Source organism: Flavobacterium praedii, assembly GCF_026810365.1.
GTDB classification, from domain to species: Bacteria; Bacteroidota; Bacteroidia; order Flavobacteriales; family Flavobacteriaceae; genus Flavobacterium; species Flavobacterium praedii.
Window position 1 is genome coordinate 1,836,377 of sequence record NZ_CP113948.1, and the last position, 16,697, is coordinate 1,853,073.

The window sequence follows — 16,697 nt, forward strand, 5'->3', positions numbered from 1 at the left end:
TGGGTTAAAATTATTTTTTAACTTAGGAGAAACAAAGACTTTATAATGTGTAAAAAAGTAGAATAGACCTTTTACTTTTCTAACAGCTACGCTATGTGAACAATAGTGCCGTTTTCTATTCATTCTGTACTGAATTAGACTAAACCCAACGAAAAAATAGAATATGACAATTAAAAAAAGAAAATTGTTTTAAAGTAAATAGAATTACTTATTCAGTTAACAGGATTTAGCAGAAATGATTATTTGTTATAAAGCTCAATTTCATCAAGCATTACCATTGGTTTTTTGTTTTTTCGCTTTCTCCAATACGGCAATTCTTTTACGTTTTCGACTTCAATTTTTAGAGAACTACATTGGTTAAACGTATCTGATTTGAATTCCCATTCTTTAATAGTTACTTCGCTAATTTCGGTGAGTTCATCACTTTTTAATCGAACAATAAGTTCCCACTTGTCATTTTTGAATCCGTAGATGCTAATTTTTTGGGGAGTAAAAATCCAATGCCTTTGATCATTTAAAGTATTAATTCTAATAGTATTAAAATTCATTTTATGGGTGCTCAGTTGAACTTTGGGATTTGTACCATACCACCCAATCCAGTTTATAGCGTAGTTTTTGTATCCACGAACCCCGTCTACCAATCCATAAGTTCCTTTGCCTTTGTTTCCATCGGCTGGAGGAGTCAAAAATTGAATTTCCATATTTTCTCCTAAATGATTGCAAGCATTTTTTTCTATCGCCAGCCATTCTTCATAATATTGATCGGGTGAAAGTCCTCCTTCACTGAGTTCGTATATTCCAAATTCATTACACTTTTTTGTAAAATTCAAAACCCGTTCTCTTAATTTCTTACCTTGATCTTCCTTGTTTTTTCCAGCAAACATTCCGTGCTTGTCTTTGCCATAAAATTTGGATTGCTCAAAATAAACATACTCCAAAGCGAGCCTCAATTTTAAGACTTTTTTTGCCAATACAGCATCATCATGAACGGCATTTTCGGCTTGACTTATGATTTGATCGTATTGATCCATAGCTTCGGGCGTAAGAAAGCTGCTCCTACTTTGAATTGGGTCTGAATAAATATCCAAATAACGATCCATATTCCCCTGATTTTGAGTAAGTAAATCAATATATTTTTTAACAAAAGGAGCTGCATTCCCATAAAAACCTTTTAGAAAATCATTGGTAACTGCTTCAACATCCATTTGTGTATTCCAAATTATTTTAGCCAAAAGATATTGCCTTAACTCATATAAATCCCCTGGAACATCAGCATATCCTTGTACAAAAAGTCCTTTTACCTTATTTTGTTTATACAGTTTAAAATTTTTTGAAAAGGTATGCAAATTGGGAAATGGTGAAAGGTAATTGGTGAATTCTACCGTATAATCCCATAAATACAAATGTGGTGCCGTTGCACTCCAATTGTTTAGGATATTTAGAAAGTTTTTGTTGTTTGGGGATTCAACAATGGCTTTACCCCTATTCATTTCAATCGGGCAAAAAAGGGTATAAATATTGGACTCGATTTTTAGGTTTTCGGGAGCACGGTACGTATGCAGGTAAGCTAATGTAGTAATTTTGGTATTAGGAAATTGCTTTGCTATTTTGTTCAGAAAATAATAAAAAGAACCTTGTGGACCTCCGTGTTTATCATTCAAAGCTTTGCAATTGTTACATTCGCAATAAACTACATCATCATTTTGGCTGATGGAGAAAAAGCCAGCATTGGGATTTTTGGCAATAATTTCGCCCATTTTTTTGGCAACAATAGCGACAACCGTATCGTTTGTCATACATAGCGACTCGCTGTTTCTTTGTCCTTCGTAAAGTGCAAAAAAAGATGGATTGGATTGGAAATAAGTTTTGGCACTCAATAATTGATAGAACGAATGTCCCCAAATTCCGAAATCATTGATATGCCAATCCAGTTTGTGCCAATCTCTAAAAGCTTCATCATAACAATCTGGGTAAAACAATGCTCTATATTCAAAAGAAGGTTTGTAGGTTTGACTCGTATTTTTGGGAAATGTGATATATTTTAGTTTGGGTATAAAGCTGTCTTTTGCAGTATATTTTCGAAATCCCCATGTTTCTAAAACAGTATAAATAGCATATCGTACCGTTTTTTCATTAGAACCAATTAAAGTGATATTTTTTTCATCGCTTTTGATAATGAAAGAATTTTCGTCAACTGTATTATCTGCAATTTCAAGAATTATTTTGGCGTTTTGATTCCTTATTTCTTTCCCAAATTCAATACGAAATGGATTTTCAAATGCTCGATCTAAAAAGGTTTTTAAAAGCGTTGCAGCATTATTGGTTCTATCACTTGTGGAAAGGATAATCACTTCCTGTCCTTTTGAATTTGCTAAAGTTAGAGCGTTTTGTGCCATCATATTGCAGTTAAAAAAGAATAAAAAAAGAATAATTGCTGGATAGATTAGTTTAGTTTGCAATTTATGTATGTATTAGTTCACTGAAATCATATTGGCCTTTAAAGTGTTTTAAAGCACTTATTTTCTTGTTTGCAGTCGCTCGCGTGAGGGATTGCAGTGGAGCTCTTTTTTATTTTTAATTGTTACAGGTCTAAACCTGTGGCAATTGAAAATAAAAAAAGCGGGAACGGAAAGCCCGACCCTCAGTTTCGACTTTTGGGACGAGACTGAGGGTCACGCCATCATTAAAATGCTGTTTTTAAAATTGATATTGAAGCAGCAATGCAATTTCGGTTTCTATTTGTTTTACCCCAGGGGCATATTCTTGGTTGTTAAGTAACACTTGTATTCCTGTTACATAATGGTCATTTATCAATCGATAATAACCGCCTCCAAGTCGAAAGGAATCGAGCGAAAGTCTATTTTGTATTTGTCCGATGGTGGTTCTTTCGTCTGGCGAAGTTCCGTATCCTGCAATTAGGGTTAGGTAATCAAATCGGGTGTTGAAATAATACCTGCTTGTGAATGTAAATGCAGGATAAACCGAACTGTTATCAAATTGAAAATAAGACCTTAAATTGAGCCAATAGGAGCCTAAATATTTACCAATTCCGAAAACTGCAGTGGTAAAATTCGTCGCTTCGGTATTAATATATCGAATTCCTAAATCGCCTTCCCATCCTTTTTTAAAATCATGAAAGAAAGAATAACCGAGTCTTACTTTTGGGAATATTGGGTCACTACTATAGCCTGCGCTGATGTAGGAGTAGCTACTTTTGCTTGTAAAAAAGTACGTTTCGGCTTCATATTGAATACCGTCAATTTCACTTTGACCATTTGCATTGCGATTGGAATAATTGATTCTAGCAATGGCTGAGCCCCAATTTCGTTGTTTGATGTATTGCAAACTTGCCAAATGCCAAGGACCATATCCTGACCTATCAAAAAAAGTATAGTTATAGTTTACTCCAATGCGATCCGACTTGAATCGGCTGTCTCCTATAAAATAATGCAATTTGAAATAGGAATCATTGGGATACTTTGCTTGCATTTCGTTTAAATATAGTTCTCTCTTTTCTTTGTCGTCTTGCAATTCATAAATTGTAAGTTTTTTGTATCGAAAATCTTTATTTTCAGGATGAAAAACAATGGCTTTATCAACAATTATTTGGGCGACATCATAGTTCTTTTCTTCGATTTCCATATTGATTAAATATGTAAAAGCATCTTCATACACCGGTTTTTTGTCGATAACATAATTGTAATAATATCGAGCACTGTCTTTGGCATTTGTTAATTGATATATTCGGCCGGTCAACAAATGAAAATCCAAATAATCAGGAGCTAATTTCATTCCCAAATGGGTGTTTTTCAATGCTGATTCGTAGTTTTTGTCCTTGTTTACTTCGTTTAGGGCAACATTCAAGAGACTGTCTACATCTATTTTTTGAGACCAAACCAAATTATTTTTTGCCATTCCTAAAACTAGGAAAAGAATAAAGAATATTTTTATGTGGTGTCTATTTATCATAACAATTTAAAGTGTTTAAATTTTGGATTTGCCTTTCACTTTTTAATTTTTCTTAGTACTGAAACCTTGTCTTTGCATGTTTCCCCAGGATTGCTCCTTTTGTCTAAAAAAATGATAATACCCTTTTAGCGAAGCATATACATTTACAGGATGATAACAAAATGGTTCTATAATTGCCATTACTATGAGAATAATAATTTCCTTGGTATTGGCATAATTTTTATAAATAATATCATCTAACAATATCGAGATAAATGTTACGATAAGATAAAATAAATAAACGACTAACGACAAATAAAGAAAATTGATATAATTTACATCCAAAATAAAAAGCCCCAGAATCAAAACTATTACACCTGTTACCTCAAGAATTGGAATTAAAAACTCAAAGAAAAAGAAATAAGGAAATATCAAAAACCCTGTTTTTTCATATTTAGGATTAAAGAAAATATTTTTATGCATATACAACGTTTGAATCAATCCACGAGCCCAGCGTACCCGTTGTCTGATCAAAACTTCTCTTGTAGCTGGAACTTCTGTCCAACATAAAGATTCTGGAATGTATTTTATAGCAAAAGGTAATTTATTGTCATACATGTATTTTCTCATGCGCGTAATTAGCTCCATATCCTCACCTAATGATTTGTGCCAATAGCCACCTGCAGCTACAGCAATTTCCTTGTCAAACATACCCAATCCTCCAGAAACCAATAACAAACCATTAATTTGACTCCATGCCATTCGGCCAAAAAGGAAAGCGCGAACATATTCGAGTTCTTGAAATCTAGGATACCATCCTTTTGGAAAATGGATTTTGACTAAAAAGCCTTCTTTCACTTCACAGGAATTTGATATTCGGATTCCTGCTCCAGTGGCTATGACTCTTTTTTTAGCTTCAATAAATGGTTTAGCCAATTTTATAATAGTATCATTTTTCAAAATACAATCCACATCAGTACATAAAAACAAAGGGTATTTTGTTGAATTTATTCCCGCATTTGAGGCATCTGCCTTGCTTTTTCCATTCTCTTTATCAACCACTAGCAATTTTGAATAGAGTGGGTTTTTGGATTTATAATGACCTCTAACCGGTTGGGTTTTAATTTTTTCCTGATAATAAAAATCAACTTTCACCAATTCAAATTCATCGATTAATTGTTGTAGCGTATCATCAGTACTCCCATCATTGACTAAAACAACTTGGTATTTTGGGTAAGACAGAGAGAGTAATGATTTTACATTATAAACCACATTGGGACCTTCATTATAAGCGGGAGCAACAACAGAAACACCTGGCAAGTAGTTGGATTTTAAAACAACATTATTTGGGATAAAATACTTGTTGTTTAAATACGTTTTTATGGCATAGTAGGACAATATTGCCAATATGCAATACCAAAGAATATAAACCATTGAAAAAATGCCTATACAATTAGTATATATATTTAGAATATCATTTATCATTATATGTTTGGAATTTTTACATGTTTAGCCATTTTTTGTATCTCTTTATTATCTAAAAAATGATTTTCGAAAAAATGGGGATTTATTTTATAGAGAGAATATACGGCGTCAAGTTTTATAGTTTCATCTGTTTTTTTTAGCAACAATTGGGCAATGAAACTCTCGGAATCGTTGCCTCCAATTTCAGAAAGTGTATTGAAAATTTCTAACTTATTTTTCGTGTCTTCTTTTTGAAATTGTTCTATCAAAACTTGTTCCGCTTCAAAAATAAACAAAAATCTAACGGCTGATATTGCAACATAACGCACTGATTTACTTGGATGTTCTACTAATTTTACAATCGTTTCATTCTCATTAGTATAATTATAAAACACCATTAATTTTATTCCTAATTTAACAATAGATACATTCTCTGAATTAATCCATCGGTGCAAATTTGCAGGTATTTTTGTTTTTTTATGATGTAGAATATCTAAAATATTGATTTCTTCGGCAATGGTAATTTGATGAGAAAAATCAATTAAATCTTCTAATTTATTCGGTTTTAAAGAAATTAAAGTTAAAAATGCTTTGGATTTTACACTTTTGTTTTTGTGATTTAACAACGGAGTTAAATAAGAGATTCCTTTTTTATAAACCAGTGCTTCGAGTTGGTACATTCCTAAACACTTTAAATAAAAGTAATTACTTTTTAGAAGTCGTTTGGTATAATCAAACAATTCAAATTCTTCGTATAAGAAATGAAATGTATTCGTTATTTCCCCTTTTAGATTCAAATTCAAAAAAATAATTTCATTAAGTAACAGTTTTTTGCACCATTTTTTCTGGAAAGGAATTCTTTTTTTGAATTGTTCAATTTCTAATTTAAAAAAAGTTTCCTCAAAGGGAGAAAAAATTAAATTGGTAAGAAAACTGTCAATTTCGATTTTTGTAGCTTCAAATTTTGGTCTAAATAAATCGAATCTATATCTATTACCGATTAAAATGATGATTAATAGAAAAAACCCGCAAATTAAAACAGGTAAAATGATGAGTATAAAATAATAAATTAATACATCCATTAATAAGTGTTCCGTTTTAAATACTTTTTAATAAATAAATGCAGGATAGTATTCTTTTTCATATAAAAGAATCTAGATAAAGATAATGATTTTTCTAAAATATCTGAATAAAATAAATCCAAACGGTTTATAACATACTTAAAAAGAGTTAATTTGCGTATAAAAACAAATTGAGTTACCTACTTAAATACCAATATTAAGTCTAATGAAATTAAACTTTCCTGTTGTTTATTTTTATTACTGTGAATACTTGAAATCAACATTTTAAAAATGAAATAATTCCAATTTAAAGAAAAAAACAGCCCTAACCACTCGCAAGAGGTGAATTCGCTTCTGCTACTATTAAACTTCTAGTTGTTTATAAAGTAAATAAGTCAAAAAAAAACGAACAATTCATACTGAAAGTTTAAAACTCGGAAATTGATTTTATTTACTAAAATCCCTCAAAAACCCCTAATCCAAATAAAGCAAAATCATATTTAACAGGATCAATTGGATCGAGTCTTCTTAAATTTAAATCCAATTCGGCTAAAGCTTTGCCATCATTTTGTTTCCGGGTTAGCAATCCCAATTTTCGGGCTACGCTTCCAGAATGGACATCTAATGGACAAGAGAGAAGAGCTGGCGAAATGGATTTCCAAATGCCTAAATCGACACCTTTATTATCTTGGCGAACCATCCATCGCAGGTACATGTTAATCCTCTTGGCTGCGGATCCCTTTAAAGGATCTGAAATATGCTTTTGGGTTCTATTAAGATGTTGAATTTCAAAAAAAAGCTGTTTGAATTTATGGATACTATTTTGTAAATCGTCCCTTTTTATATTTTGACTAAAGACAGGTTCTAATCCGCCATGATTTTGATAAATATGTTGCAAACCTTTTATGAAACCCCTAAAATCTTGACCATTGAAGGTTCTGTGTACAAAAGTATCCAATCGCTCTAAGTCGGTTTCTTGATGGGACATTACAAAATCATAAGGCGCGTTGCTCATCAAATCCATCATTTTATGGGCATTTTTGATAATCATTTTTCGATTACCCCAAGAAATAGTGGCGCTTAGGAAACCAGCAATTTCGATATCTTCCTTTTGAGTAAATAAATGCGGAATTTGCACGGGATCACTCTCGATAAAATCGGTATTGTTGTACAAAACAACTTTCTCGTCAAGAAATGATTTGAGTTCAGAATCGGTCATGATTTGAAAATACTTAGAAATGATTAAACCCAACTTTTAATAGGCAAAAATAAATCGTACTTGGATTACTGACCGCTAATTTGCCCGTCAACCATAACTAATTTTCGATCCGCCATATTGGCCAATTCTTCGTTATGGGTAACAATCACAAAAGTCTGCCCAAATTCATCACGAAGCTGAAAAAATAATTGATGCAAATTTTCGGCAGAATGCGTATCTAAATTTCCGGAAGGTTCATCTGCAAAAATAACATCTGGCTTGTTTATTAGAGCTCTTGCAACAGCAACACGTTGTTGTTCTCCGCCCGATAGTTCATTTGGTTTGTGATGAATTCGATGGGACAAACCTAAATAATCCAGTAATTTAATGGCTTCTTTTTCGGTTTCAGCTTTGGATTTATTAGCAATAAAAGCTGGGATACAAACATTTTCTAAAGCAGTAAATTCCGGCAACAATTGATGAAATTGAAAAATAAAACCCAAATTTAAATTTCTGAATTTAGACAATAATTTATCGCTCATTTTTAGAATATCTTCCCCATTTATGATCAATGAAGCTGAGCCTTTTTCGAATTCAGTTCCTCCTTTTGGAGATACGGGAGCACTTGGTTTGTCTAAAGTCCCCAGAATTTGTAAAAGTGTAGTTTTACCGGCGCCTGATGCTCCAACAATAGAAACAATTTCGCCTTTTTTGATGTGAAGATCTACTCCTTTTAAAACTTCGAGTTGATCATAATATTTATGGATATTTTTTGCAAGTATCATTTAAAACTGTTTTTACAAAGAAACAAAGTATTTACTAATTATACTTCTCATAGAATTTTTTTATGGCCTTATAAATTATAAATTATTGTTAAGTTGTTATTTTTGTTTAATTAATATGTAGATTTGTTAAACAAAATAAAATATAGCATTATGTCAATACTATTAGAAAAAGAAATTTACGATTTGATTGGGGATAATCATCAAATGACTTCTGCTGAAACGCCATTGCGTCTAGACGCTTTTGTTAAAACAGACGAACAAAAGATGAATACTATTGAAAAGCATTTTCATATTATTATGGAAGAAATGGGATTGGATATGACTGATGACAGTTTGAAAGGAACTCCCCATCGTGTTGCAAAAATGTTCATTCAAGAAATTTTCTCGGGTTTAGATCCAAAAAACAAACCAAAAATTTCAGTTTTTGATAATAGTTACAATTATGACAAAATGTTAGTAGAAGCCAATATTAGTTTTAATTCTACTTGCGAACATCATTTTTTGCCAATTGTAGGGAAAGCACATATCGGTTATGTTTCCAGCGGAAAAGTTATTGGGTTATCAAAACTAAATAGGATCGTAGATTATTATTCTAGACGACCACAAGTTCAAGAGCGATTGATTATGCAAATTTTCAATGAACTCAAAACAGTTTTAGAAACAGAAAATGTGATTGTAGTGATGGAAGCCAAACATTTGTGTGTTTCAAGCAGAGGAATAAAAGATGAATCCAGCTATACCTCAACAATACAATATGGTGGTATTTTTGACGAAAAAGAAAACCGAAATGATTTTTTCAATATGATTAATTCTGAGAAATAATCGATTAGCTTTGTATTTTTATACAAAGCTAATCTAGAATATGGAAAATAAAATCGAAATTATTGAAAATAAAAATGCCAAAAACAAGAAATTAATTTTAGGTATTTTGTTCGATGCTATTGGAATGTTATCTTTCACGGTCCCACTTATTGGCGATTTTACGGACGTCGTATGGGCTCCACTCGCAGGATTTTTGATGACCAAAATGTATGAAGGCAGAGTTGGAAAAGTAGCTGGTGTTTTGACTTTTGTCGAAGAAATATTTCCTTTTACAGATATCGTTCCTTCATTTACCCTAACTTGGATGTATACCTATTGGATAAAAAGAAACAAAAATATAATAAGCGATAAAAAACAATAAACACTGGCGCTGTTATTTCCCATTAGTATAAAATTGAAATTGAGTTTGCTTTTGTATTTGCCAATGAAAATGCTTTTCTTTACCAATCAAATCTTATGAAATGACGAAGAAGGAACGGGTATCTTTTGTAATAAAAACTTTAAAAGAATTATATCCCACTATACTAATACCACTGGATCATAAAGATCCTTATACATTATTGATTGCGGTTTTACTATCGGCACAATGTACCGATGTAAGAGTAAATCAAATCACACCTTTACTCTTTGCAAAAGCAGATAATCCATACGATATGATCAAAATGTCTGTAGAAGAGATTAAAGAAATCATTCGCCCTTGTGGATTATCCCCTATGAAATCAAAAGGAATACATGGATTATCTCAAATTTTGATTGACAAACACAATGGAAAAGTTCCGCAAAGTTTTGAATATCTCGAAGAATTACCAGCAGTTGGGCATAAAACTGCGAGTGTGGTAATGTCGCAAGCTTTTGGTGTACCTGCATTTCCAGTAGATACCCATATTCATCGATTAATGTACCGTTGGAATCTTACCAATGGAAAAAATGTAATCCAAACCGAAAAAGATGCCAAACGTATTTTTCCAGAAGAAATATGGAACGATTTACATTTACAAATTATTTGGTATGGCAGAGAGTATTCTCCAGCAAGAGGTTGGGATTTAGAAAAAGATATTATCACCAAAACTATTGGAAGAAAATCAGTTTTGAATGCAATTCTTACCAAATAGTGAAAAAAAAATTCACTAATCTTTAATAAAATTAGTGAATTTTTGATTTTTGATTTATATGCTAAGTTGTATCAGTTATACATCCTAATTAACGATTACTTCGAAAATTTTTTCCTCTATTTTTAAAACTTTCAAAGCTTTGGAATAGTTTAATAAAAAAGACACCACTTCCTTATCGGGTTTCATCCTTTTAGTAATTTTTAATGTTTTAGAGTAATTCTTTTCCATATTAATATAAATTTTAGTTTACATTATAACGGAAGATATATTGATTTATTGTCAATTTGTTAAAACTATTTGATGTTTTTCAATTATTTTTCTCAAATTCATTATTGCATAACGCATTCTTCCCAATGCTGTATTGATGCTAACGCCTGTAGTTTCTGAAATTTCTTTAAAACTCATATCTTGATACATACGCATGATTAATACTTCTTTTTGGTCCATTGGAAGTTCATCAATTAGCCTACGAATATCAACATCAACCTGATCCGCAATAATTTGATTTTCAATAGTTAAAGAATCATCAGACATAATAGAAAAAATAGAAAACTCTTCTGTTTCTCTGAAAAGAGGCATTTTTTTTGATTTTCTATAAAAGTCAATGATTAAATTATGAGCAATTCGCATGATCCAAGGTAAAAACTTACCTTCTTCGTTATAAGAATTGGTTTTTAAAGTTTTGATAACTTTAATGAAAGTATCTTGAAAGATATCATTAGATACATCTCTATCTGCAATTTTAGAATAGATAAAACCATAAATTTTAGATTCATGTCTTTTGATTAATATAGATAAAGCACTTTCGTCGCCTGCTATATAATCGTTTACTAATAAAGCATCAGATTTTTGTAAATTTGCCATAGTCGTTCCTTTTTAGATTTGGTTAGTTTGGGGATCTTCTAAAAAAGTAATTTTTTACTATAGGCTATGGTTGGTTAATTAAGATAATTTTTATTCAAATTTAACAAATAATTATTAATAGTAGCAAGAAAAAAGTTGACAAATATCATTTTAATTTTAATTTCCTTTAAACATTAAACATAAGAACGGTTAATTTTTTAAACAAAAACTTACTTTTTAATTATTTGAAATAAAATTCACTCAAAATAAAATAACACTCTACAATCAATGTTTTAACTAGCTTAATAAAAACAACTTACAAAACCAATTAAAAAAGAATAATTTAATCTAAGTAACAACCAAATTTTGATCTCATTTTTTAATGAAACCAAAAAAACAAAACAGATTTCAAAGAGGAGCACAAATTAATTAGTCATAAAACTTAAAAATTTTTTAAATGTGAAATCTATAGCAACAACTCTTTTTAGTACCAATTGAAATAATTTGTATTGAGAAAATTTATCTTTCCAATCATTTAATTTGCTTATTTTTCAAACATAAAATGAGCAATTCAATCTGAAATAAAACGGCTTAACTCATTAAAACAACCTCTAATTCTTCTAATGATTTACCTTTAGTTTCAGGCAGTAATTTCAAAATAAAGAAAAGTCCAAAAAAAGCGAAAAGTCCAAAAAGTAGAAAAGTCCAAGTAGTACCTAATTTTGACAATTCCCATGGAAAAAGAAGTTGAACTAGAAAACTGACAGCTGAATTGACAAAACCTACTAGCGAAATAGCAATACCCCGAATTCTATTTGGAAAAAGCTCTGAAAATAATACCCACATTACTGGCCCCAGCGATATGGCAAAAGAAGCAACAAAGCCTAAAATGCAAAATAATATTAAGGTAGCATTCATTTCAATCGCTGCTGATATGATTTCTGATTCATACCTATTGGCAGCTTGAATTCCGATAGTTGATCGTACCGCTTTTTTAAATTCAGTATCCGTGTTAAAAGTTTTATCTTTTAAAATCAACAATTGATCTTTATTTATTTCAATGGGTAGCTTAGCCATAGCCGCAGTTGTAAGCGTATAATTTGCCGCATTAAAACTATAAGACAAAATAAACATACTTAAAGCTATACCACTAACACCTATAATTAGCAAAGGTTTTCTGCCTAGTTTATCTATTAATGACATGGCAACCAAAGTAAAAATAACATTTATAATTCCAACCAAGATAGCTTGTATAAACGAGGCATCTGTTCCTATCCCAGATTGTTCAAATATCATTGGAGCATAGAAAAACACACAATTGATCCCAACAATTTGTTGTAAAATTGCAATACCAATACCTATAGTCATAACCAATTTCATAGAAGGGTCAAATAACTCTTTAATCGATATTTTTTCTTTTGGGATTGCATCCAATAAAATACTTTCTTGTATTTCGGCTACTAATTTATCTGCTTCCTTTTCATCCCCAACATTTTTCATAATATCCAGTGCCTCATTTAATCGGCCTTTCAAGATAAGCCATCTTGGACTTTGAGGAACCAAAAACAATAAGAAAAAATACAATACTGCAGGAATAAATTCGATACCCAACATCCATCTCCAATTGTATTCTCTAATTTTAAACGTTTCAACCCATGACGCATTTGAATTGCCTAAGTGAACTATAAGGTAATTTGTAAAAAAGGCTACAGAAAGTCCAATTACAATATTCAGTTGATTGAAAGAAACCAGCCTACCTCTCTTTTCTGCAGGAGCAATTTCGGCAATATACATCGGGGCAATAATTAAAGAAATTCCGACTCCGATCCCAGCTAACATTCTTGCTAGAACCAATATAAAAAAACTCGGAGCAATGGCTGATAACAGTGCAGAACAGACATAGAGTATGGCAGAATATTTTAAAACTACAATCCTACCAAATTTGTCGCTAATTGGTCCGGCAACCATCATAGCAGCTGTAGCCGATAATGATAAAGAGGCTACAGCCCATCCCAATTCAATTTTTGAAAGTTGAAATTCGGGTTCAATAAATTTTATTACTCCAGAAATAACAGAAGCATCAAATCCCATTAAAAAACCACCCATAGCAACAACAAGAGCGATTAGAGTTACAGAACTTTTTTTTGTTTGCATAGTAGTAATAATTTAATAAAACGGTCTTCTTTGCATTTATTTATTAGTGATACCCCGTTGGGTGCAATTATTTTAATCACATAGATTTTCTAAGCTCAAAAAAGAGGTGTTTCACTTATTTGAAACACACATAATGCTCTATGAGAAAGAAATATATTTCTTTTTGATATTCTTTTTTAAAATAAAGTCTATGTTTCAATGTGTTTTATAAAAATTTTTATGAATTACACCCAACGAGTTATTGACAATATATTACTGAATAGTTTAAATCCTAGATTTCTCCTTTTCTAGTTGCTAATTCATTTTTAATATCTCTTGCTTTTTCTTCAGTTAAGTCATAATTTCTCATTATCCACATAGCAATCAAAGTGCCTAAAATTGGAATACCTGAGTAAAAAAGTCTCAAACCAGTAATTGCGCCCTCAGTTTGGGTTGCCGCATCTGTATTGAATCCAACTAAAGACATAATAACTCCCGTTAATAATCCTGCGATAGCAAAACCAAACTTTACCATCCACCAGTAAATGGCTCCGAAGATTCCTTCTCTTCGTTTGCCAGAGGTCAACTCATCCATATCGCAAACATCTGCAGTCATAGACATCATCAGTGTAAACAAACTTCCAATACCAAAGGAAAAGAAAGGCAATGCGAATAAAAACATGTAGGGTTTACCAGGAATAAAAAGAAACCAAAGTAAAATGTAACCCAAAACAGAAATTCCTTGACAAATTAAGAAAGCATTCTTTTTTCCTGTTTTTCTAGACATCCATGCTACTATTGGTATTACTAAAAATGTTGTTGACAAAGCTCCAACACAGCCAAAAAGGGTAGGCCAAATACCTGCAGCCTCCGTACTTCCATTAAAAAGATAATACACTACAATAAAAAACGAAAAGGCAGCTACTGTATTAAAAGCGTTAAAAATCAAAAAAGTAGCAATACATAATTTTCTAAAGGGCTTACTTATAAAGGCTTCTTTGAAACTAATAAATATTTCTTTAAGACTGCCCCCAATAGTTTTGAATGTTAGTGGTGCAAAACTCTCTTCATTTTTGGTTGATTTACTTGTAATAAAAATAGCTGGAATCATAGCCAATATCATACACGAAACCCCTACCCAAACGGCTAAAGTTCTAGTGGCTGTATCTGCATTAGGGAACCATTTTGGATCATACATAACCACCCAAAACCAAGGTGCAATTACCCATGCCCACTGTCCAATCCATTGTGAAATGGCCATAATATTGGTACGCTCATGAAAATCATCACTCATTTCATAACCCATAGCAACATAAGGAACACTAAAAATCGACAGTCCCAAATAAAAAACAAACGACCACAACAGGAAGAAGATAAAATTATAATCCAATCCATTTTCTCTATACAATTGCCACATTACAACAAAAGAAACGCCCATAATAATAGCTCCAATAAAAACATAATGACGTCTTCTACCCCATTTAGAGCGAGTATTGTCTGAAATAAAACCCATTATTGGATCTATAAAAGCATCGAATATTCTAGGCAAGAAAAACAAAATTCCCCACATCCAAGCTGGAAAACCTAAATCCTGCACTAATACAACCATGAAAATACCTAGAGCCGCAGGAAACATTTGATTCGCTAACATGCCTAAACCAAAGGCGATTTTTTGCCCCATAGGAACCATTTTTTTGGGATTTATATTAACACTTTCCATAGTAAGAGATTTTGGGTTATTTGATTTTGAGTATTTAAAATTTATTTATTTTTTGAACTTGTAAATTTATTTTATAGCTATTTTTAATGTTTTCATTCTACAATTAATATAACTTGTAACCCGTTGGGTGCAATTATTTTAAACACTTAGAAACATAGATTTTCTAAGCTCAAAAAAGAGGCGTTTCACTTATTTTAAACACATATAGTGCTCTATGTGAAAGAAATATATTTCTTTTTGATATTCTTTTTTAAAATAAAGTCTATGTTTCTAAGTGTTTTATAAAAATTTTATGAATTACACCCAACGAGTTAATTTTTATGCTTTTTTATAAATTAAAATTTATCGGTATTGGTTATTTTTTTCAATACTGTAGAAGGCGTTTTAACATCCAACCACAAGGATTCTTCTTTACCATTGTATGTTTTAGTAATGGGTTTTCCATCACGGGTTAAGCCATTAAAAATGCCTTTGTCAACCATTTCCCAAAGCGCAAATTTTGCCTGACCTTGAAGATTGATTAATCCAAAATGATTTTCTGAACCCAATGTATTTTTATCTTTCCACTGCTCATCAAAAGCTTCGAAATAAAAAAGAGACATTTTCTCTTTATTCGTCCATTCTCTCATGAGTTTGTAATACATTGCCGATTTGTATTCGTCTGTTGCTCTAGAACCTGAATCTCCATAAAACTCATTAGATACCGTAGCCCAGCCTGTTTCACCAATGTGAATGGGCTTATTTACACCTAATGATTTCATGTAATTCAAAACCCCATTGTATTGAGCAATACTATAATCTCTTGCTCGAATCATAGCTGCATTAATTTTTTCACGTTCAGACAACTGTGCTTCGACATCTAAAACTCCCCAAAATTGAGGGTTGTAATGCGTGTCATGCATAGGATAGGAATGCATTGAAATATAATCAACTGCTTTTATAAGTTGATTCAAATCTTCAACATGGTATTCATTGCTTCCGCCACCCCAAGAGGCAAAATTATCGGAACTTGTTATCCAAACCTCTTTGCCTAATTTTTGCTGTTTCTTCAAATCTTGCAAATAATTGACCCATTTCAATATAATGCTTGGTTCGACATAATAAGCCCATGCCCATTTTACCATTGCTTCATTTCCAACAGAAATAATCTTAACAATATCTGGGTATTCATTTGCTAGTTTTACAGCTTCGGCAATTTCTATTGGGTTGCGTTCACTGTCTTCATTTCGGATAAGTGGATTTGATGTCCAAGAATTTTTGCAATCAATCCAAGCTCCTAACATTACATACATTTCAAATTTTGGATTCTCTTTCTTTACAATTCTAATCGCTTTCAACAAGTTAGAGATTTCAGTATGATGCACATTATAAGTTCGAAGCACTTTGATATTCATAGCCGAAAGGATTTTTAAATCATCGGTTATTTGCGAAACGGTAGGCTCAATATCCCTGGTATTGTCCCGATAGCCACCATAGCACATGGCTTGATAATTAGGATTCCCCAGTATTTTCTCGGCCGTCATTTCAGTAGGAACAGCATTCATACTTTTGCAATTGCTAAACAAAATAGCCAATAAAAAAAGGACCAATATGGCTTTGATTTTTTTCATT

14 protein-coding genes are annotated in these 16,697 nt (G+C 31.7%); 3 read left to right on the plus strand and 11 right to left on the minus strand.

All coding sequences use genetic code 11. From position 1 onward, the window contains the following. Positions 1–239: 239 nt before the first annotated feature. From OYT91_RS07870 to OYT91_RS07895, 6 genes are all read right to left on the minus strand, one after another. Positions 240–2,459, minus strand: coding sequence for a glycoside hydrolase family 20 protein (locus tag OYT91_RS07870; protein WP_281240200.1), 2,220 nt, complete (start codon positions 2,457–2,459; stop codon positions 240–242). A gap of 238 nt (positions 2,460–2,697) precedes the next feature. After that, positions 2,698–3,969, minus strand: a complete 1,272-nt coding sequence (locus OYT91_RS07875) for a YaiO family outer membrane beta-barrel protein (RefSeq protein ID WP_281240201.1) — start codon at positions 3,967–3,969, stop codon at positions 2,698–2,700. A gap of 42 nt (positions 3,970–4,011) precedes the next feature. Further along, entirely contained in the window at positions 4,012–5,382 is a 1,371-nt protein-coding gene (locus OYT91_RS07880) for a glycosyltransferase family 2 protein (RefSeq protein ID WP_281240202.1), read from the minus strand. A 50-nt stretch (positions 5,383–5,432) separates the two neighbouring features. Continuing rightward, positions 5,433–6,494 (minus strand): HEAT repeat domain-containing protein, encoded by a 1,062-nt coding sequence (locus tag OYT91_RS07885; RefSeq protein WP_281240203.1) that lies wholly within the window; start codon positions 6,492–6,494, stop codon positions 5,433–5,435. 433 nt (positions 6,495–6,927) lie between these two features. Further along, positions 6,928–7,692 carry a TIGR02757 family protein gene (locus OYT91_RS07890; RefSeq protein WP_281240373.1) on the minus strand — a complete coding sequence of 255 codons (765 nt, stop codon included), beginning with the start codon at positions 7,690–7,692 and terminating at the stop codon, positions 6,928–6,930. Positions 7,693–7,757: 65 nt separating this feature from the next. Continuing rightward, a complete protein-coding gene (locus OYT91_RS07895; RefSeq protein ID WP_281240204.1) occupies positions 7,758–8,456 on the minus strand; it encodes an ABC transporter ATP-binding protein in 699 nt (232 codons plus the stop codon). Positions 8,457–8,606: 150 nt separating this feature from the next. Between OYT91_RS07895 and folE the strand changes: the two genes are divergently transcribed. The 3 genes from folE to OYT91_RS07910 all read left to right on the plus strand — a co-directional run bounded on the left by folE (position 8,607) and on the right by OYT91_RS07910 (position 10,390). Then, positions 8,607–9,278: a GTP cyclohydrolase I FolE gene (gene folE / locus OYT91_RS07900; protein ID WP_269222284.1), complete on the plus strand. Its 672-nt coding sequence runs from the start codon at positions 8,607–8,609 to the stop codon at positions 9,276–9,278. Positions 9,279–9,318: 40 nt separating this feature from the next. Further along, entirely contained in the window at positions 9,319–9,639 is a 321-nt protein-coding gene (locus tag OYT91_RS07905; RefSeq protein WP_281240205.1) for a hypothetical protein, read from the plus strand. 100 nt (positions 9,640–9,739) lie between these two features. Then, a complete protein-coding gene (locus OYT91_RS07910; protein ID WP_281240206.1) occupies positions 9,740–10,390 on the plus strand; it encodes an endonuclease III domain-containing protein in 651 nt (216 codons plus the stop codon). 84 nt (positions 10,391–10,474) lie between these two features. Here the strand turns inward: OYT91_RS07910 and OYT91_RS07915 are convergent, their stop codons facing one another. The 5 genes from OYT91_RS07915 to OYT91_RS07935 form a co-directional block, all read right to left on the minus strand. Continuing rightward, positions 10,475–10,618, minus strand: a complete 144-nt coding sequence (locus OYT91_RS07915; protein ID WP_281240207.1) for a hypothetical protein — start codon at positions 10,616–10,618, stop codon at positions 10,475–10,477. A 51-nt stretch (positions 10,619–10,669) separates the two neighbouring features. Beyond that, on the minus strand, positions 10,670–11,254 hold the full coding sequence (locus OYT91_RS07920; RefSeq protein ID WP_269222280.1) for an RNA polymerase sigma factor: 585 nt from the start codon (positions 11,252–11,254) through the stop codon (positions 10,670–10,672). 570 nt (positions 11,255–11,824) lie between these two features. Then, the gene (locus OYT91_RS07925) at positions 11,825–13,387 is read right to left on the minus strand and encodes a sugar porter family MFS transporter (RefSeq protein ID WP_281240208.1); all 1,563 of its coding nucleotides are present in this window, start codon (positions 13,385–13,387) and stop codon (positions 11,825–11,827) included. A 271-nt stretch (positions 13,388–13,658) separates the two neighbouring features. Continuing rightward, positions 13,659–15,086, minus strand: a complete 1,428-nt coding sequence (locus OYT91_RS07930) for an MFS transporter (protein ID WP_281240209.1) — start codon at positions 15,084–15,086, stop codon at positions 13,659–13,661. Between the two features lie 335 nt (positions 15,087–15,421). Beyond that, on the minus strand, positions 15,422–16,696 hold the full coding sequence (locus tag OYT91_RS07935; RefSeq protein ID WP_281240210.1) for a glycoside hydrolase family 17 protein: 1,275 nt from the start codon (positions 16,694–16,696) through the stop codon (positions 15,422–15,424). Position 16,697 lies beyond the last annotated feature (1 nt).